General features: G+C 75.2%; 15 protein-coding genes. 8 read left to right on the top strand and 7 right to left on the bottom strand.

Going from position 1 to position 17856, the window contains the following annotated elements:
- Positions 1 to 115: 115 nt before the first annotated feature.
- Together BLR33_RS14650 and BLR33_RS14655 are read right to left on the bottom strand one after the other, a co-directional pair.
- Complete coding sequence (locus BLR33_RS14650) at positions 116 to 601, bottom strand: SUKH-3 domain-containing protein (protein ID WP_093784894.1); 486 nt, start codon at positions 599 to 601, stop codon at positions 116 to 118.
- 8 nt (positions 602 to 609) lie between these two features.
- Positions 610 to 1119, bottom strand: coding sequence for a YwqJ-related putative deaminase (locus tag BLR33_RS14655; RefSeq protein WP_093784895.1), 510 nt, complete (start codon positions 1117 to 1119; stop codon positions 610 to 612).
- A 306-nt stretch (positions 1120 to 1425) separates the two neighbouring features.
- Here BLR33_RS14655 and BLR33_RS14660 point away from each other — a divergent pair, with 306 nt between their 5' ends.
- The 5 genes from BLR33_RS14660 to BLR33_RS14680 all read left to right on the top strand — a co-directional run bounded on the left by BLR33_RS14660 (position 1426) and on the right by BLR33_RS14680 (position 8126).
- A complete protein-coding gene (locus tag BLR33_RS14660; RefSeq protein WP_093784896.1) occupies positions 1426 to 2217 on the top strand; it encodes a hypothetical protein in 792 nt (263 codons plus the stop codon).
- Positions 2218 to 2400: 183 nt separating this feature from the next.
- On the top strand, positions 2401 to 3114 hold the full coding sequence (locus BLR33_RS14665; RefSeq protein WP_093784897.1) for a sensor domain-containing protein: 714 nt from the start codon (positions 2401 to 2403) through the stop codon (positions 3112 to 3114).
- Between the two features lie 194 nt (positions 3115 to 3308).
- The gene (locus BLR33_RS14670) at positions 3309 to 4319 is read left to right on the top strand and encodes an SMI1/KNR4 family protein (protein ID WP_093784898.1); all 1011 of its coding nucleotides are present in this window, start codon (positions 3309 to 3311) and stop codon (positions 4317 to 4319) included.
- Positions 4320 to 4328: 9 nt separating this feature from the next.
- Positions 4329 to 7049, top strand: a complete 2721-nt coding sequence (locus BLR33_RS14675) for an SUKH-4 family immunity protein (protein WP_093784899.1) — start codon at positions 4329 to 4331, stop codon at positions 7047 to 7049.
- 180 nt (positions 7050 to 7229) lie between these two features.
- Positions 7230 to 8126: a DivIVA domain-containing protein gene (locus tag BLR33_RS14680; protein ID WP_093784900.1), complete on the top strand. Its 897-nt coding sequence runs from the start codon at positions 7230 to 7232 to the stop codon at positions 8124 to 8126.
- Between the two features lie 414 nt (positions 8127 to 8540).
- Here the strand turns inward: BLR33_RS14680 and BLR33_RS14685 are convergent, their stop codons facing one another.
- The gene (locus BLR33_RS14685) at positions 8541 to 9941 is read right to left on the bottom strand and encodes a sensor histidine kinase (protein WP_093784901.1); all 1401 of its coding nucleotides are present in this window, start codon (positions 9939 to 9941) and stop codon (positions 8541 to 8543) included.
- 519 nt (positions 9942 to 10460) lie between these two features.
- On the opposite strand from BLR33_RS14685, the gene ppc reads away from it, so the two are divergent.
- Positions 10461 to 13193, top strand: a complete 2733-nt coding sequence (gene ppc / locus BLR33_RS14690) for a phosphoenolpyruvate carboxylase (protein WP_093784902.1) — start codon at positions 10461 to 10463, stop codon at positions 13191 to 13193.
- 305 nt (positions 13194 to 13498) lie between these two features.
- Entirely contained in the window at positions 13499 to 14302 is an 804-nt protein-coding gene (locus tag BLR33_RS14695) for a response regulator transcription factor (protein ID WP_093785182.1), read from the top strand.
- Here the strand turns inward: BLR33_RS14695 and BLR33_RS14700 are convergent.
- Positions 14261 to 14758: a MarR family winged helix-turn-helix transcriptional regulator gene (locus BLR33_RS14700; protein ID WP_093784903.1), complete on the bottom strand. Its 498-nt coding sequence runs from the start codon at positions 14756 to 14758 to the stop codon at positions 14261 to 14263. The genes BLR33_RS14695 and BLR33_RS14700 overlap by 42 nt on opposite strands.
- Positions 14759 to 14924: 166 nt before the next feature.
- On the opposite strand from BLR33_RS14700, the gene BLR33_RS14705 reads away from it, so the two are divergent.
- Positions 14925 to 15743: a trans-aconitate 2-methyltransferase gene (locus BLR33_RS14705; protein ID WP_093784904.1), complete on the top strand. Its 819-nt coding sequence runs from the start codon at positions 14925 to 14927 to the stop codon at positions 15741 to 15743.
- A 67-nt stretch (positions 15744 to 15810) separates the two neighbouring features.
- Here the strand turns inward: BLR33_RS14705 and BLR33_RS14710 are convergent, their stop codons facing one another.
- From BLR33_RS14710 to BLR33_RS14720, 3 genes are all read right to left on the bottom strand, one after another.
- A complete protein-coding gene (locus BLR33_RS14710) occupies positions 15811 to 16281 on the bottom strand; it encodes a hypothetical protein (protein ID WP_093784905.1) in 471 nt (156 codons plus the stop codon).
- A 116-nt stretch (positions 16282 to 16397) separates the two neighbouring features.
- A complete protein-coding gene (gene pth / locus BLR33_RS14715) occupies positions 16398 to 16991 on the bottom strand; it encodes an aminoacyl-tRNA hydrolase (RefSeq protein WP_093784906.1) in 594 nt (197 codons plus the stop codon).
- 107 nt (positions 16992 to 17098) lie between these two features.
- Complete coding sequence (locus tag BLR33_RS14720; RefSeq protein WP_093784907.1) at positions 17099 to 17716, bottom strand: 50S ribosomal protein L25/general stress protein Ctc; 618 nt, start codon at positions 17714 to 17716, stop codon at positions 17099 to 17101.
- Positions 17717 to 17856: the final 140 nt, after the last annotated feature.

The following is a 17856-nucleotide window of genomic DNA, read 5'->3' on the forward strand; positions in this document are numbered from 1 at the left end:
TTCTGGACCCCCTGGTCCATTCGGGCCGCCCGGGCACCATGGCGGTGGGGCGGGGTCGCCCGCCATGGTGCCCAGGGGCGACGCCTTGGAGGTGAGGGAGCGTCGGAAGGACGCGTCAGCCGGTGGTCAGGCGGACCGGGCGCACCCCGCCGAGCAGGGCGGCCAGCGCACGGTCGATGTCGGCGCCCACGTACCAGTCGCCGGTGTGGTCCACGGCGTAGACGCGGCCCTCGGCGTCCACGGCGAGCAGGGCGCCGGAGCCGGCCTCCTCGCCGATGGGGCTGATCTCGGTCTCCAGGGCGCGGCCGAGGTCGCCCAGGGTGCGGGCCAGGTGGAGCCCGCGGAGGGGGTCGAGGGCGAGCGCGGCGGGCGCCACCTGGCGTCCGGGGCCGGCCGCGGCGGGGACGGACAGGCCGCCGAACTCCGCCCACACCTCGACGGCGGCGGGGAAGACGGCGTGCCGGTGCCCGCCGGGCGAGACATGGCCGCGCAGCCGGTCGGCCCACTCCTCGGCCTGCATGATGTCCCAGCGGCCGGGCCGCCACCCCGCCGTGCGCAGGGCGGCCTCGACCGCGGCCGGGAATCGGGTGCTCAGCGCCATGCCCGCTCTCAGGCCTCCTCGGCGCCGGGGTCGAAGGGCCGCACGCCCAAGTGGGCCAGCAGCGGCGCGCACGAGCGGCAGGGCGGCACGTAGGCGCCGTGCGCGGGGTCGCCGTCCTCGCGTATCCGGCGGGCCGTCAGCTTGGCGCCGCGCAGCGCCTTCCTGGCCTCGCCTTGAGTCATCGGACGGCGGGAGGCACGCTTGCTCCGGGTGGCCTCGACCGCCGACAGGTGGCGGGAAACCAGCACCGCCTCGGGACATCGTCCGGTGAACCGCTCCCGCTGCGCCACCGGCAGGGCGTCGAGGAACTCCTGCACGATCGGGTGCAGCACCGGCGGCTGCTCGCCCTTGGCTCCGGTACAGGTCAGCACCTCGTCGCGGACGGACAGCGCGGCGCCGACCGCGGGCAGGATGCCGTCCCTGCGGTGCCGCAGGACCGGCGGTCCGGCCGGGTCCCCCGCGGCGCTCCAGCTCAGCCGGGGGTCGGCAGCCCCCGGCGGTTGTAGGTGAGTTGTCATGTTATGCGCGCATCCCTCCGTCCGCCCGCGGCGGCGGCTGTTCCCCCTTACGACGCCTCAGAGTGCCAAACGCGCCATCCCATGGGGAAGCGGAACGCGCCCCGACGACCGTTCTGTGTGGGCCATGTCACCGTCCTGTGACGGTCCGCACGCCACGCGGACACCCTCCGCACACAACCCGCACGCCGCACAGGGTGCCCACAGGCTCCTCCGCGCCATGGACGCCGCCCCTCGCGCCCGGGGAGGATCGGTGACCGGCACAACCCGCACGCGATCCCCCCACCGCAGACAAAGGGAACGTGACCCATGCGCATCGCCCGAATCGCCGCAGTGCTGCCCGTGCTGGTGCTCGCGGCCGCCTGCTCCTCAGGCTCCTCCGGCTCCCACACCGCCCGGCCCGACGGCACCGCCTCACCGGTGGCCGCGGTCAACGGCCGGGCGCCTTTGAGCCTGGCCCAGTTGACCCGCGCGCTCGTCACCGACAGCGACGTGCCCGGCTGGGTGGTCCAGATGACCGCCACGGACGACGGCACGCAGACCACCGCGCCCGAGGAGTTCGACCCCGACGACCTCGCCGCCCAGGACGACAGCAGCGGCCGGTCGCTGCTCGTCGCCGACAAGGCGGACTGCCAGCCGCTCGCCGATGTGACGAGCAGTCAGCCGCGCATCCACCGCATGGCGTCGGTCGGCGCCACCTTCGCGCGGGAGACCGCCACGGCGAAGGCCGCCCCCGACGAGCTCGACCAGATGCTGATCTCCTCCCACGCACCCGGCGACGCGCAGAAGGTGATGGCCTCCCTGCGCTCGGCGCTGGCCGCCTGCACCTCCTTCAAGGGGCGCAGCGAGGGCGGCGGGCTCACCCCCTTCACCATCGCGAAGGGACCGGCGGTCCGGGTCGGCGACGACGCCCTGTCGTTCGTCATGGACGACACCGCCGACAAGAAGTCCGGCGCCGCCCTGGTGACGGTGGTGCACACCGGCGACACCGTCACCTCCTACATCTCGATGCGCGCCAAGGGCGGCGCGGGCACGGTGCCGCTGGCGGTGGCCCGCAAGCAGGACCAGAAGCTCAGGGCGGCGCTCGCCGCGCGGAAGTAGCGGCGGCTTCGTGAGCATCCTGTGAGCAGCGCCATAGGAGGCGGGGCGGGCCCGGTGCCGTAGAGTCGCGCGGCAGCGGGCCGTCGCCCCGGGACGGGGGCGGTGGAGTCGCGCCGGAAGCGGCGCGCGGGACCAGGGACCGCGCCGCGCCCGAAGGGCCGTTCACGACAGGGGTGCTCACAGATGCGGATACGTGCTCGCAGCGGCGTACTGACCGGTAGTCGCGGGTTGCTGCCCGTCGCCGCCGCCCTGGTGCCCGTGCTCGCCCTCACGGCGGCCTGCGGCTCGTCGAAGAAGCCGCTCACCCCCGCCCAGCAGATCACCAAGTCGCTGCTGACCTCCAAGGACGTCCCGCACGTGGCGATGTCGCCGTCCACCGCCACCACCCAGCTGCTCGGCGGCGCCCAGCGGGCGAGCAGGCCCGACTGCCAGCCGCTGGCCGACCAGTGGAGCAGCAAGCCCTCCCGCTACACCCCGCTCGTCTACACCGGCGGCGTGCTGACCGACACCGCGGCCAAGGACAAGAACGCCAAGACGATCAGCCTGGAGGCGATCGCCCTCTACAAGCCCGGCCAGGCGAAGTCCGTCCTGGACGCCCTGGCGGCCGCCCTGCGCACCTGCCACGGCTACTCCACCACCCGCGGCGGGGCCACCAGCACCTTCACCGTCACCCCCGGGAGCGCCTCCGGCCCCCGGCTCGGCGACCAGCAGGTCGTGTACACCGTGCGCGATCCGAAACTCGGCGCCTCGGGCACGGTGCTGGTCACCGTCGTACGGGCGGGCGATGCCACCGCGGCCTACGAGACGGTCCGCGCCGACCACAAGGCGGCCGCGCTGCGGCCGGCGATCGCGCTGAAGCAGACCGCGAAGCTGCGCGCGGAGCAGAAGGCGGGCTGACAGCGGGCCGTCGCGCGGCCCGCGGGCACAAGCGGGGCGGAACGTTCCGGCGCCGGCGGCGCAGGCGCCGCCGGACCCCGCGGGCATACGGCCTGCACGGGTTGTCCACAGGCTCGGGACCGGGGCGGACGCGGCCCTTGCCAGACCCCCTAGGCTGGTCCTCATCAGCTCGTACGCAGCAGGGGGCAACCGCCATGACGACAGGCCGGCAGGGGTTGGGAGCACCTCCCGGACCCGCAGCCGAGGGTCGACCCGCGCCACCCAACGCGGCCTACGCCGGACAGGTCGTGCACTTCCCCGACCCGCTCCGGGCGGCCCGGCATCCGCAGGGCGTGTGGGTGGACGAGGACGGCTACCCCGACTTCTCGCCGTACGCCCGCGCGGCCGCCGAGATCGCCGAGCCGCCCGAGGGCTTCGGCGTGGACGAACTGCGCCTGACCGACTACGTGTCGGCGAACGCGGCGCTGCACGCCGCGGGCCACGAGCTGTGGGGCAGCCTGCCCCCGGTCGCCACCCCGCACGGCTGGACCTGGCACCACGTGCACGGCACCCGCCGCCTGGAGCTGATCCCGGTGGAGGTCAAGGCCCTGCTGCGGCACCACGGCGGGCTCGCCACCTCCGCGGCCGACCACGCCAAGCGCGGCACCCGCCCGCTGCAGGAGACCCGCCCGGTGCACTTCGGCCTGCCGAAGGACCCGCTGTCGGTGACGGAGCAGCAGGTACGCGACGTGGAGGAGGAGTTGGGGTACCGGCTGCCGGGCGCCTACCGCACCTTCCTGAAGGCGGCCGGCGGCTGCGCCCCCAAGGGCGTCGCCCTGGACCCGGAGTTGGGGCTGCTGATCGACCAGCCCTTCTTCACCGTCCGCGACGAGGCCGCGGTCAACGACGTGGTGTACGTGAACAAGTGCCTGCGCGACCACCTGACCAAGGACTACCTCGCGATCGGGTACGTGCAGGGCGGCCTGCTCGCGGTGAAGGTCAGGGGCGAGCGGACCGGCTCGGTCTGGTTCTGCGCCTACGACGACGTGCGCGACGGCGACCGCTGGGCCACCCCCGCCGACCGCGTGGCCGAACTGCTGCTGCCCTGCGGCGACACGCTCGACGCGTTCCTGCTGCGCCTGGCCGGCAACCCGCCCGAGCTGGACACGGTGGCGAACCTGATGGTGGACGGCGGCTTCGCCGGCGCCGTCCCGGTGGAGGGGTAGGCAGCAGCCATGGTCACGTTCGCACAGGCGCAGGAGCGCGCCGAGCGCTGGATCAACGCCGACGTTCCGGCGTACGCCACCCGGGAGATCCGGGTGCGCGAGTTCGACCTCGGGTTCGTCGTGTGGTCCGAGCCCCGGGAGGACGGCCCGTCCTCCGACGACGGCTCGGTGCGGGTGGTCATCGCCCGCGACACCGGGGAGGCCACCTTGTGGCCCGCCCTGCCCATCGGCGAGCTCGTCCGCCGCTACCAGGAGGAGTACGGCCAGGTGCCCACCGACGCGGTGCCCGAGCCGCCCCGGCGCCTCGACCTGGAGGCGACCTCCTTCCTGCTGAGCCCGCCGCAGTGGCTGCAGGACGCCGCCGACCGGATGGGCATCCCCGACCGCCGCACCCAGGAGCGGGAGGGCTCCTCCGGTGCGGCGGGCGGCAGTTCGGACGGGCCGGGTGCCGGCGCGGCCGACCCGCAGCCGTCCCGGATCGACTACCGGCGGCCGGACGGCGCCGGCTTCGAGACACCCGCGGCCGCCGCCGTGCCCCCCGCCGAATCCGCGCCCGTCCGAGGCGATGCACCCGGCGCCGGCGGCATCGACTACCGCAAGCCCGGCAGCACCCCCGAGCCCGCAGCGCCGGTCGACCAGCCGGTCGACCGACTGCGGCCGGGCGCGGTGCCCGCGCAGGGCAGGGGCGCGTCCGCCGAGCCGGACGGGCAGACGCCCGGGCACGCGGGCGTGGACTTCCGCCGTCCGGCCGCCGCTCCCGCCGCGGACGGCGGGAGCTGGGCGGGCAAGACGGTCAGCGACTCGGGCGAGCACCAGTCGGTGCCGGTGCCCGAGACGGTGTTCGCGCCGCCGATCACCGACGCCGACATCCCCGAGCAGCCGCCGGTCTCCGCCGAGGCGCGCACCGAACTGCTGCCGAGCGGCAGTTCGCTGCCCCCGACGCGGATCGCCCCCGCGCAGCAGGAGCAGCAGGAGCAGCCGGCTGCGCCCCGTCCCGGGGTGCCGCACACGATCGGCGGTTCGCCGTACCCGCCGCCGGGCGGCCCCTCGGTCCCCCTGCCGCCGCCGGTCGGCGCCCGGCAGGGCACCCCGCCGCCCCCCGGTGCCGCCGACATCGCCGACCTGGAGACGGCGAAGGCCACGCCGGGCAGCGTGCCGCCGCCGTACGGGGGCACGCCCCGGCCGCCCGCGGGCCCGGGCACGCCGCCCCCAGCGAGCGCCGACCCGCACTACGCGGCCACCATGCTCGCCGGCCCCGGCGTACCCCCGCCGCCCCCGGGCGCCGGCACCCCGCCGCCGCCCCCCGGCGCGGGCACGCCCCCGCCGCCCGGGGGCCAGGGCACGCCCCCGCCCGGGAACCCGCACTACGCCGCGACCATGCTCGCCACCCCCGGCAGCACTCCCCCGCCGCCCGGCGCCGGAACGCCGCCCCCGCCGCCTCCGGGCGTGGGCGCCCCGCCGCCCGCCGGCGGCAATCCGCACTACGCGGCCACCATGCTGGCCGGCCCCGGCATGCCCCCGCCGGGCGCGGGCGGTCCCCCGCCGCCTCCCGGGGCAGGCGCCCCGCCGCCCGGGGCGGGCGACCCGCACTACGCGGCGACGATGCTCGCGGGCCCGGGGCTGCCGCCGCCCGGCGCGGGCGGACCGCCGCCTCCGCCCGGCGCGGGCCCCGGCATGCCGCCGCCCGGTGCCGGGATGGCGCCGCCACCGCCGCCGGCCTACGGCTACCCGCAGGGCGGCAACGTGCCGACGGTGGGCCCCGGTTACATGGCCGTGCTGCGCTACCGCGGCCAGGACGGCAGCGAGCAGCAGCTCATCCGGCGTTCGGCGCCCGGCACCCCGCACCCGGAGTGGCAGATCCTGCACGAGCTGCGCTCGCTCGGCGTGCGCCCGGAGCAGGTGCTCGAACTCCACACCGAGCTGGAGTCCTGCGACCTGCCGGGCGGCTACTGCACCCGGATGATCCGCGAGACCTGGCCGCAGGTGCGCATCAGCCACACCGCGCCCTACGGCCGTGACCACGCGAGCCGCCGCCAGGGCGTCCAGCACCTTCTGACGCACCAGGGCGAGCTGCACCAGGTGGCGGGCGCGCCGGCCAGGCCGCAGCCGCAGCGGGTGCCGATGCCCGACCCGCACGCGGTGCTGCGGGTGCCGCCGGTCGGCCTGGACGTGATCGGCCAGGAGCTCGCGGGGGCGTTCGGCCCGCAGGGCGTCTTCCGGTTCGACCAGCGCGCGGTGTCCCGGCAGGGCGTGCCGGACATCGTGGCGCAGACGCTGGTGTGGTCCGGGCTGCCGGTCGACTTCTCGCCGTTCTTCTGGGCGCAGGCCCAGCCGGGCCAGCCGGTGCCGACCCTGGCCGAACTCGCCGCGCAGCGCGGGGTGCAGCCGGCCCCGGACGCCGGGTCGTACCTGGTGATGGGGAACGACTTCGGCCGCCAGCTGTGCGTGCAGTACGGCACCGCGCACATCGTCGCGGTGCCGCTGGAGGCGGGGCCCGGCGGGCAGCCGGTGCCGCCGCAGTTCGTGAACTCCAGCCTGCCGGAGTTCGCCCGCTGCCTGGCGCTGCTGGGCCGGATGTGGCGGCTGCGGATAGGGCTCACGCCCGAGCAGGCCGGGCGCTGGACGGTGGACTTCCAGGCGGAGTTGGCCGCGCAGGACCCGGCGGCGGTGGCGTCGCCGGACAACTGGTGGTCGGTGCTGGTCGAGCAGATGTGGGACGGCCTGCTGTAGGCGTGCCGCCCGCCGCATCGCCGCGGCCGCGGAGTACGGGCCGGGAGGAGGGATTGCCCTCCACCCGGCCCGTCGGCGTTTCCTGGGTAGGAGAGAGTCGGAGTGTCGAGGCTCGTACAATTCGGGCATAAGTGGTAAATGATGACAGGAGACGGCCCGACGTCGTAAGGGGCAGAGGCCATGAGCAGCGAGACGACCGCATCGGCGAGGGCACACACGCGGGGCGGGTTCGCCCCCGCCCGGGGCCGCGGGTACCGGCCGGACCAGGTGGACCGGTTTCTGGACGAGTTGTCGGAGGACCGGGACGCGGCGTGGGAGCGGGCGGCGCGGCTCACCGTCCTCGCCAACGAGATGGAGGCGGAGTGCGCGGCCCTGCGCCGGCAGGTGGAGGCGCTCGGCCCGGCCGACTTCGCAACGCTCGGCCCGGGGGCGCAGGAGCTGCTGCAGATGGTGGAGGAGGAGGCCGCGGCCGTACGCGAGCGGGCCGAGGTCGAGGCGCAGTACGCGCGGGACGCGGCCGACACCGCGCGGCGCACCCTGCAGGACGAGGCGCGCGCGGCGGCCTCCGCGCGGCTGGCCGCCGCCGAGGAGCAGGCGCAGCGGGTGCTGGACGAGGCATGCGGGCAGGCCGCGGAGATCCTGGGCTCCGCCCGGTCCGAGGCGGACTCGGTACGGGGCGGGGCCGCGGCGGCGCTCGACGCGGTACGGCAGCAGGCGGGGCAGGACGCCGCGGCCGCCGACACCGAGCAGCGCGGGCGGCTCCAGTCGCTGGAGCACGAACTCGCCGAGCAGCAGGCGGTGGTGGAGGGGCGGCTGAACGGTCTGCTCGCCGACGCCGAGCGGCGCCTGGCAGAGGCGCAGCGCGAACGGAGTGCGGCGGAGGACATGCTGCGCAGGCGGCAGGCCGAGGCCGACGCCCGTGCCGACCAGCTCATCGAGCAGGCGCGGCTGCACGAGGAGCGGGTGCGGCGCGAGGCCGAGCGGGTGCTGCGGGAGCACGAGCAGCACCGGGACGAAGTGCGGGCACACCTCGCTCACATCCGGGCGACGCTTGCAGGTATCACGGGGCGCGGCTAGCTTCTCGCTCAGCTCACGCTGCTCCCTGCCCGTAGGGTTCCGGGGGTTACGGCCCCCGCCGTAGGGGTTCCGGGGTTACGGCCCCCGCCATAGGGGTTCTGCCGCCGCCCGGGTGCCACACCGTCGTGGCCGGTCGCGCGGTTCCTCCCCCAGAGCTTCGCCTGGGAGGTACCCCCAGCGCCCCTACGGCTACGCGCCTGCCCCGCCACGCACGATCCCGACCGCAGGCCCGTGGCCCCATCCGGGAGCACCCCCTCTGGGGGAGCAGTTCCCCGCGCCCCGCGGCTACGCGTCCGCCTCACCACGTGCCACCCCCGGCCGCAGGCCCGCGCTTCCCCCGCGCCCCCACGCAACGGCGACCCATCTGCTCCGCCGCGTGCCACTCCGGGCGCGGGTCGGCGGGGAAGGGGTGGGTCAGGTGAGGGGGACCATTGCGGACACGCGGAAGCCGCCGTCGGGGGTGGGGCCCGCGGCGAAGCCGCCGCCGTGGGCGGTGACGCGTTCGCGCATGCCGATCAGGCCGTGGCCGCCTGAGGGGAGGGAGGGAGCGGGGGCCGTGGTGGGGGCGGCGGGGCCGTTGGTGATGAGGACGGCGACCTCGGCCTCGCGGTAGGCGAGGCGCACCTGGGCCCGGGCGCCGTCCGCGTGCTTACGGACGTTGGTGAGCGCCTCCTGGACGACCCGGTAGACCGTCGCTTCGATCCGGTGCCCGCAAGGCCGCTCCTCGCCCTCGACGGCGAGTTCGACGCCCATGCCCGCGGCCCGCGACTCCTGCACGAGTTGGGCGAGCTGCGCCAGCCGCGGCCCGGCGGCCTCCGCCGACGAGCCGTCCAAAGAATCGTCGAGGGAGCCGTCCAGGGCACCCTCCGGTGACACCTCGCCCAGCACCCCGGACGGCACCGGCTCAGCCGGCACCACGGGCCCGGCCGGCGCCGCCCCGTCCGCGGCCGTGCGCAGCACCCCCAGCATCTGCCGCAGTTCGGTGAGCGCCTGCCGCCCCATGTCGCCGAGGAGTTCCGCGCTCGCGGACGCCTTCTGCGGGTCCTTGAGCGCCACCGCCTTGAGCGCGGACGCGTGCACCACCATCAGGCTCACCCGGTGGGCCACGACGTCGTGCATCTCCCGTGCGATCCGGGCCCGTTCGGCCGCCCGCGCCCGCTCGGCCCGCTCCAGCGCCTTCTCCGCCAGCAACTCCAGCTCGCGCTCCAGCCCGTCGGCCCGCTCCCGCAGGCTCTCCACCAGCCGCCGCCTGGCCCGTACGTACAGGCCCAGCAGCACCGGCGGCCCGGTCAGGCCGAGGGCCATCAGCAGGGAGACCATCACCACCAGGGGCGCCGACATGCGGCTGCTGCCGGAGTGGCTGAGGCTGTCCTCGAAGTTGAGGTAGGCCACGAGCATGGTGCCGAGCCCGTTCATCCCGGCCAGCGCCGCGGTGATCCGCCGCGGCACCTCGGACGCGGCCAGGGTGTAGAGGCCGACCAGCGAAAGGATGAAGCCGGTCTGCGCGGGTGTCACCGCCACGCCGACCAGCACCACCGCGATCGGCCACCGCCGCCGCAGCAGCAAGGTGGCGCCCACCAGCAGGCCGAACAGAGCGCCCAGCCATGTCACGATCCCGGTCCTGGCCGCGAAGGTCGCGCCCTCGAAGGCGGCCTCCAGCGCCGAGGCCGCGGCCAGCGCCACGTCCAGGGCGAAGCTGCGCCGCCTCGCCCACCACCACAGACCGGACCCGGCGGGAGCGGCCCGGCGGCCCACCCCGTCGTCCGGTGCGCGCGCCGCCTCCTCGTCGGGTACGCGCGCCCCCGTCGTACTCATGGCGTCCAGCGTAGGCGGTACGGCAACCGGCGGGGCGGCCCCGTCAGCGCCGGGCGAACGGGACCCCGGCGGTTACGAGGGCCGCCGACGCGGCGCCTCACGCCCGCACGCGAACGCAGCCACGGCCTCGTCCACTCTTCACCGCACACGTCCGCGCCCACCGCCTGGCCACCACCGCGTCCACCACCCCTCACGTACGCCTCCGCGGCCACCGCCGCGTCCACCGCCCCCTCGCACGCCTCCGCGGCCACCACCGCGTCCACCGCCCCCTCGTACGCGCACCCGGCACCCGGCCCGGACCCGGCACGGCTCCCGCCTGTCCCCGCCCGGACCGGCACAAACGCGGCCCGGACCCGGCACCCCCGCACCCTCCGTCCCACCGTTCGGGCCGACCGTCTCGCCGGACGGGCCGCGACCTATCCTGGAGCGGTCGGACAGCGCGGTCCGCGAGCCCACCTATCTCTCGGTATCCCTCGTATCCCAAGCCGTCGACCACCCCCTGCCTAAGGAGCCGCACCTGTGAGCAGCGCCGACACCCCACCGGACACCGGTACCGCCCTGAGAGCCGACATCCGACGTCTGGGCGAGCTGCTGGGCGGCACGCTCGTCCGGCAGGAGGGCCAGGAGCTCCTCGACCTCGTGGAGAAGGTCCGCGCACTGACCCGCAGCGACGGCGAGGCCGCCGCAGCCCTGCTCGGCGAGACCGACGTGGCCACCGCCGCGAAGCTGGTCCGCGCCTTCTCCACCTACTTCCACCTGGCCAACGTCACCGAGCAGGTGCACCGCGGCCGCGACCTGCGGGCCCGCCGCGCCACCGAGGGCAGCCTGCTCGCGCAAACCGCCGACCTGCTCAAGGACGGCGACCCCGCGCACGTACGCGAGACGGTGAAGAACCTCAACGTGCGGCCCGTCTTCACCGCCCACCCCACCGAGGCGGCCCGCCGCTCGGTGCTCAACAAGCTGCGCCGGATCGCCGAGCTGCTGGACGCGGCCCCGGTCTCCTCCGGCGACCGCCGCCGCGCGGACCTGCGGCTGGCGGAGAACATCGATCTGCTGTGGCAGACGGACGAGCTGCGGGTGGTGCGCCCGGAGCCGGTCGACGAGGCCCGCAACGCGGTCTACTACCTGGACGAGCTGCATGCGGTGGCGGTCGGCGACGTGCTGGAGGACCTGGCGGCCGAGCTGGAGCGGGTCGGGGTGCCGCTGCCCCCGCAGACCCGCCCGCTGACCTTCGGCACCTGGATCGGCGGCGACCGCGACGGCAACCCGAACGTCACCCCCGAGGTGACCTGGGACGTGCTGATCCTGCAGCACGAGCACGGCATCACCGACGCCCTGGAACTGGTGGACTTCCTGCGCGGGGCGCTGTCGAACTCCATCCGCAACTCCGGCGCCAGCCAGGAGCTGCTGGACTCGCTGTCCAACGACCTGGTGGCGCTGCCCGAGATCAGCCCGCGCTACAAGCGGCTCAACGCCGAGGAGCCCTACCGGCTGAAGGCCACCTGCATCCGGCAGAAGCTGGTCAACACCCGCGAGCGGCTGGCCGCGGGCACCCCGCACGTGCGGGGCCGGGACTACCTGGGCACGAGCGAGCTGCTGCACGACCTGCGACTGATCCAGGACTCGCTGCGCGAGCACCGCGGCGGCCTGATCGCCGACGGCCGGGTGGACCGCACGATCCGCACCCTGTCGGCCTTCGGCCTGCAACTGGCCACCATGGACGTGCGCGAGCACGCCGAGGCCCACCACCACGCCCTCGGCCAGCTCTTCGACCGGCTCGGCGAGGAGTCCTGGCGGTACGCCGACATGCCGCGCGACTACCGGCGCAAGCTGCTCGCCAAGGAGCTGCGCTCGCGCCGCCCGCTGGCGCCGACCCCGGCGCCGCTGGACGCGGCCGGCGCGAAGACGCTCGGCGTCTTCCACACCATCGGGGAGGCGTTCGAGCGGTTCGGCCCCGAGGTCGTGGAGTCCTACATCATCTCCATGTGCCTGGGCTCCGACGACGTGTTCGCCGCCGCGGTGCTCGCCCGCGAGGCCGGGCTGATCGACCTGCACGCCGGGGTGGCGAAGATCGGCATCGTGCCGCTGCTGGAGACCACCGACGAGCTGAGGATCGCCGACAAGCTGCTGGACGAGATGCTCTCCGACCCCTCCTACCGGCGGCTGGTGTCGCTGCGCGGGGACGTCCAGGAGGTCATGCTCGGCTACTCCGACTCCTCGAAGTTCGGCGGCATCACCACCTCGCAGTGGGAGATCCACCGCGCCCAGCGCCGGCTGCGCGACGTCGCCCACCGGCACGGGGTGCGGCTGCGGCTCTTCCACGGCCGCGGCGGCACCGTCGGCCGCGGCGGCGGCCCCTCGCACACCGCGATCCTCGCCCAGCCCTGGGGCACCCTGGAGGGCGAGATCAAGGTGACCGAGCAGGGCGAGGTCATCTCCGACAAGTACCTGATCCCCTCCCTCGCCCGGGAGAACCTGGAGCTGACGGTCGCGGCCACCCTGCAGGCGTCCGCCCTGCACACCGCGCCCCGGCAGTCCGACGAGGCGCTGGCCCGCTGGGACGCGGCCATGGACATCGTCTCCGAGGCGGCCCACACCGCCTACCGCAAGCTGGTCGAGGACCCCGACCTGCCGCCGTACTTCTTCGCCTCGACCCCCGTCGACCAGCTCGGCGAGCTGCACCTGGGCTCGCGGCCCTCGCGCCGGCCGGACTCCGGGGCGGGCCTGGACGGGCTGCGGGCGATCCCGTGGGTGTTCGGCTGGACCCAGTCCCGGCAGATCGTGCCCGGCTGGTTCGGCGTGGGCTCGGGTCTGCGGGCGGCCCGGGAGGCGAGCCTGGACGCCGTCATCGACGAGGCGTTCGAGCAGTGGCACTTCTTCCGCAACTTCCTGTCCAACGTCGAGATGACGCTGGCCAAGACCGACCTGCGGATCGCCCGGCACTACGTCGACACCCTGGTGCCCGACCACCTCAAGCACATCTTCGCCACCATCGAGGCCGAGCACGACCTGACGGTGCGGGAGGTGCTGCGGATCACCGGCGAGTCCGAACTGCTCGCCGGCAGCCCGGTGCTGGCGCAGACCTTCCACATCCGCGACCAGTACCTCGACCCGATCTCCTACCTGCAGGTGTCCCTGCTGGCCCGGCAGCGCGAGGCGGCGGCCAAGGGCGAGAGCCCGGACCCGCTCCTGTCGCGGGCGCTGCTGCTCACCGTCAACGGGGTGGCCGCGGGGCTGCGCAACACCGGCTGAGGGCGGGCCGGCCGGCAGCGTGAAGGGGCGGGCCGCGGGCGGGGACTCCCGCCTGCGGCCCGCCCCGCCGCGTGCGGCCTCCCCCCGCGGGCCGCGGGAACTTCCGCCAACAGGGCTCCATTCCCCCGCCGAACCCCTACTCTTTTTCCACGACACCGGTGGGGGCCGGCGTCGATCAGGGGGCGAGACGCACGGGGTCCGGCACCCGGGGCGGGGACGGCGGTCCCGGTCCCGGGTGCCGGGTCCCAAGCGGTGCCGACGCCCCGTCGCCACTGGGGGAGTGCCCTGAATCGGGAGTGGTGTCCGTGGGTCGCATCCGGGTCCTCGTCGTCGACGACCACAGAATCTTCGCCGAATCGCTCGCTGCGGCCCTCGCGGCCGAGCCCGATGTCGACGTCTCCGCGGCCGGCAGCGGCGCCGCGGCCCAGCGCTGCCTGGACCGCGCCGCGGCCGACGGCCGCCGCTACGACGTGCTGCTGGTGGACGCCGACCTCGGCGCCGGGCCGCAGCCGCCGGTCGCGCTGGCCGCCGTGCCGCACGGCCGTTCGCCCCAGGCCAGCGCGCTGGAACCGCGCGATCCGGTGCTGGACGGCCTGGCGATGGTGGAGCGGATCCGCGCGGCCTACCCCGGCACCCGCACGGTGGTGCTCGCCGAGCGCGACGACCCGGTGCGGGCCGCGCGGGCGCTGCAGTCCGGCGCCTGGGGCTGGGTGGCCAAGGACTGCTCGCTGTCCCGGCTGCTCGCGGTGGTCCGCGGGGTGCTGCGGGACGAGACGCACCTGCCGCCGGCGCTGCTCACCGGGGTGCTGCGGGAGCTGACCGCGGCCCGGCGGCACCGCACCGAGAGCGAGCGGCTGGTGGAGTCGCTGACCCCGCGCGAGCAGGAGGTGCTGCGGTGCATGGTGGCGGGGCTCGGCCGCAAGGCGGTCGCGGAGCGGCTGTTCCTGTCCCCGCACACGGTGCGCACCCACATGCAGAACGTGCTGGGCAAGCTGGGGGTGCACTCCACGCTGGCCGCGGTCGCGCTGGCCCGGCGGGCCGGGGTCGGGCCGGTGGACCTGCTGCCGTCAGCCGGGGACGTTGTCGAACGGCGCGGTCAGCTGTCGTAGCAGGGCGGCCAGTTCGGAGCGCTGGCGGTCGCTCAGCTCGCCGAGGATCGACCGCTCCTGGGCGAGCAGGCCGGCCAGTGCCTCGTCGGCCCGGTCACGGCCCTCGGCGGTGAGCCGGACCAGCACCCCGCGCCGGTCGGTGGGGTCGGGCAGCCGCTCGACCAGTCGCTTGTGGGCGAGCCGGTCGATGCGGTTGGTCATGGTGCCGGAGGTGACCAGGGTCTGGGTGAGCAGCTGGCCGGGCGAGAGCTGGTACGGCTTGCCGGCCCGGCGCAGGGAGGTGAGCACGTCGAACTCCCAGGGCTCCAGGCTGTGCTCGGCGAAGGCCAGCCGCCGGGCCCGGTCGAGGTGCCGGGCGAGCCGGCTGACCCGGCTGAGCACCTCCAGCGGCTCCACGTCGAGGTCGGGGCGCTCCCGCCGCCACGCAGCCACCAGCCGATCGACCTCGTCCTCCATGGCCCCAGTGTAGTAGGTCTGTCGACATGAAGTCTCTTGACATCAAGAGATCAGTCGGAGGACGCTGGTCGGCGGGGCAGCGCCCCGCCGACCGCAGCGGCCGGCCCGCCGGCCGGCGCGGCGGCACCGGCCGTCCGCCAGCCAGCCAGCCCAGGGAGTACGAACGATGCCAGCAGCTCCGACGTGGGACCCGCACCAGTATCTCCGGCACTCCACCCATCGCACCCGCCCTTTCCTCGACCTCCTCGCCCGGATCACCGACCTGCCGGGCGGCGACGCGCCCCGGATCGCCGACATCGGCTGCGGCCCCGGCAACGTGACGGCGCTGCTCGCCGGGCGCTGGCCGGGGGCGCGGATCACCGGCTTCGACAGCTCCCCCGAGATGCTGGCGGCCGCCGCCGAGCACGCCGGGCCCACCCCGGGCGGCGGCACGCTGGACTTCCGGCGGGCCGACGCGGCGGTCTGGACCCCGGAGGAGCCCTTCGACCTGATCGTCTCCAACGCCGCCCTGCAGTGGGTGCCCGGCCACGCCGACCGCTTCCCGGCCTGGCTGGAGCACGTCACGCCCGGCGGCACCCTGGCCTTCCAGGTGCCGGGCAACTTCACCGCCCCCAGCCACGCCCTGCTCGCCGAGCTGTGCGACAGCCCGCGCTGGCGCGACCGGCTCGACGGCCACGGCCGCCGCTACGTGCACGTCCTCAGCCCCTCCGACTACCTGGAGCGGCTGACCGAGCTGGGCTGCACCTCGGTGGACGCGTGGGAGACGACGTACGTGCAGCTGCTCGCCGGCGAGGACCCGGTGCTGGAGTGGACGAAGGGCACCGCGCTGCGGCCGGTGCTCACCGCGCTGCAGGACGACCCGGCGGCCGCGCGGGAGTTCGTCGGCCAGTACCGGGACCTGCTGCGCAAGGCGTACCCGGCGGGCCCGCACGGCACGGTCTTCCCGTTCCGGCGGATCTTCGCGGTGGCCACCACGGCGCCGTAGCGGGGCCGCCGCCGCGAGCGGTGCGGTCCCCACCGATCATGATCGAGCGGGGCCGCACCCGGGCGGTTCACGGCAGGGTGAAGAAGGCCCCGGCCATCAGCACACCGCCGGCCACCGCGAGTCCGCCGGCCACCTGCGGCAGCCGCAGGCCGAGCGCGACCACCAGCGCGGCCAGCAGCAGTGCGCCGGCCAGCGGCAGGAAGGCGAAGATCAGGCCGCCGGTCCCCGAGCGGATTCCGGTGTCGCTGTCCGGCTTGAGCACCACGTCGACCTTCTGCCCGACGCGGTGCCGGACCGGCAGGTCCACCTCGACGCTGGGCCGGGCCACCGCCGAGCCCTTGGGCGCGAAGGGGCCGGTGCAGCTGCTGTCGCCGCACGTGGCGAGGGTCACGGTGCCCTGCTCGCGGCCCTTGGTCAGCACCAGGTACTGCGCGGTGCGCCAGGAGCTCCAGCCGCCCGAGACCAGGATCAGCAGCGCGACCGCCGAGGCCGCGACCACCCGCCCGAACGTCGCCAGCCCCGACCCGCTGTTTGCCATGCGGGTGATCTTTGGCCATGGCACGGCATGCGGTCAACTCCGTCCGCGTCCCGGACGGTTGCCGCCCCGCCGGCCATCGGGCCTGCCGCTCTGATCAGCTTGGACTCGGCTTCCGATCAGCTGTTGTACGTGCTCTGCGCCCGCTCCAGCCCCTCGGTCACCAGGGCTTCCACCGCGTCGGCGGCGCGGTCGACGAACCAGTCGAGTTCCTTGCGCTCGGTGCCGGAGAAGTCCTTGAGCACGAAGGCGGCCACGTCCATCCGGCCCGGCGGGCGGCCGATCCCGGCCCGCACCCGCAGGTAGTTCGGGCCGAGCGACTTGGTGATCGACTTCAGCCCGTTGTGCCCGTTGTCGCCGCCGCCGAGCTTGAGCCGCAAGGTGGCGTAGTCGATGTCGAGTTCGTCGTGCACGGCGACGATCTGCTCGGTGGGCACCTTGTAGAACTCCTTCAGGGCCGTCACCGGGCCGCCGGAGAGGTTCATGTACGACATGGGCTTCGCCAGCACCACCCGGCGGCCGGCCGGCCCGGGCGGGCCGATGCGGCCCTCGACGACCTGCGCCTGCGCCTTCTGGGCCCGCTTGAACCGGCCGCCCATCCGCTCGGCGAGCAGGTCGGCCACCATGAAGCCGATGTTGTGCCGGTTGCCGGCGTACTCCGGCCCCGGGTTGCCCAGGCCGACCACCATCCACGGCGCTGTGCTGTCGGTCATCCGCGTCTCCGTACGGCGAGGGCTGGCAGGGCTGGGGGCGGGTCGGGGTCGAGCGGGGCCGCCGCCGCACCCCGGAGGGTACGACGGCGGCCCGGAGCGCGGGAAGGTCAGCCCTCGGCGGGGGCCTCGGCGGCGACCGCGGTCTCCTCGGCGGCGGCCTCCTCGCTCTCCGCGGGAGCCTCCTCGGCCTGCGCGGCGAGGACCTGGATCACCACGGCGTCCTCGTCGGTGGCCAGCGAGGAGCCGCGGGGCAGCTCGATGTCCTTGGCGAGGATGGCGGCGCCGGCCTCCAGGCCCTCCACGGACACGGTGAAGGACTCGGGGATGTGGGTGGCCTCGGCCTCGACCGGCAGCGCGTTGAGCACGTGCTCCAGCAGGTTGCCGCCGGGGGCGAGTTCGCCCTCGGTGACGATCGGCACCTCGACGGTGACCTTCTCGCCGCGCTTGACCGACAGCAGGTCGACGTGCTCGATGAAGCCCTTCAGCGGGTCGCGCTGCACGGCCTTGGGGATGACCAGCTCGGAGCTGCCGCCGAGCTCCAGGGAGATCAGCACGTTCGGGGTGCGCAGGGCGAGCAGCAGCTCGTGGCCGGGCACGGTGACGTGCTTGGGCTCGGCGCCGTGGCCGTAGACGACGGCGGGCACCTGGTTGGCACGGCGCACCCGGCGGGCGGCACCCTTGCCGAACTCGGTACGGGGCTGCGCGGGGATCTTGACCTCGGCCATGACCGACTCCTCGTGACGGTGTGGACTTCGCTGACTTCGGGGACGTTCCAGGTCGCCCGACCCACGACGGGCCGTCCCACGAGTCGTGCCCCGCCGGAACGGGACGCCGGATGCACCGGATGACGAGGAGCGCGCCGATC

It is taken from the genome of Actinacidiphila guanduensis, assembly GCF_900103985.1.
Taxonomy (GTDB): Bacteria; Actinomycetota; Actinomycetes; order Streptomycetales; family Streptomycetaceae; genus Actinacidiphila; species Actinacidiphila guanduensis.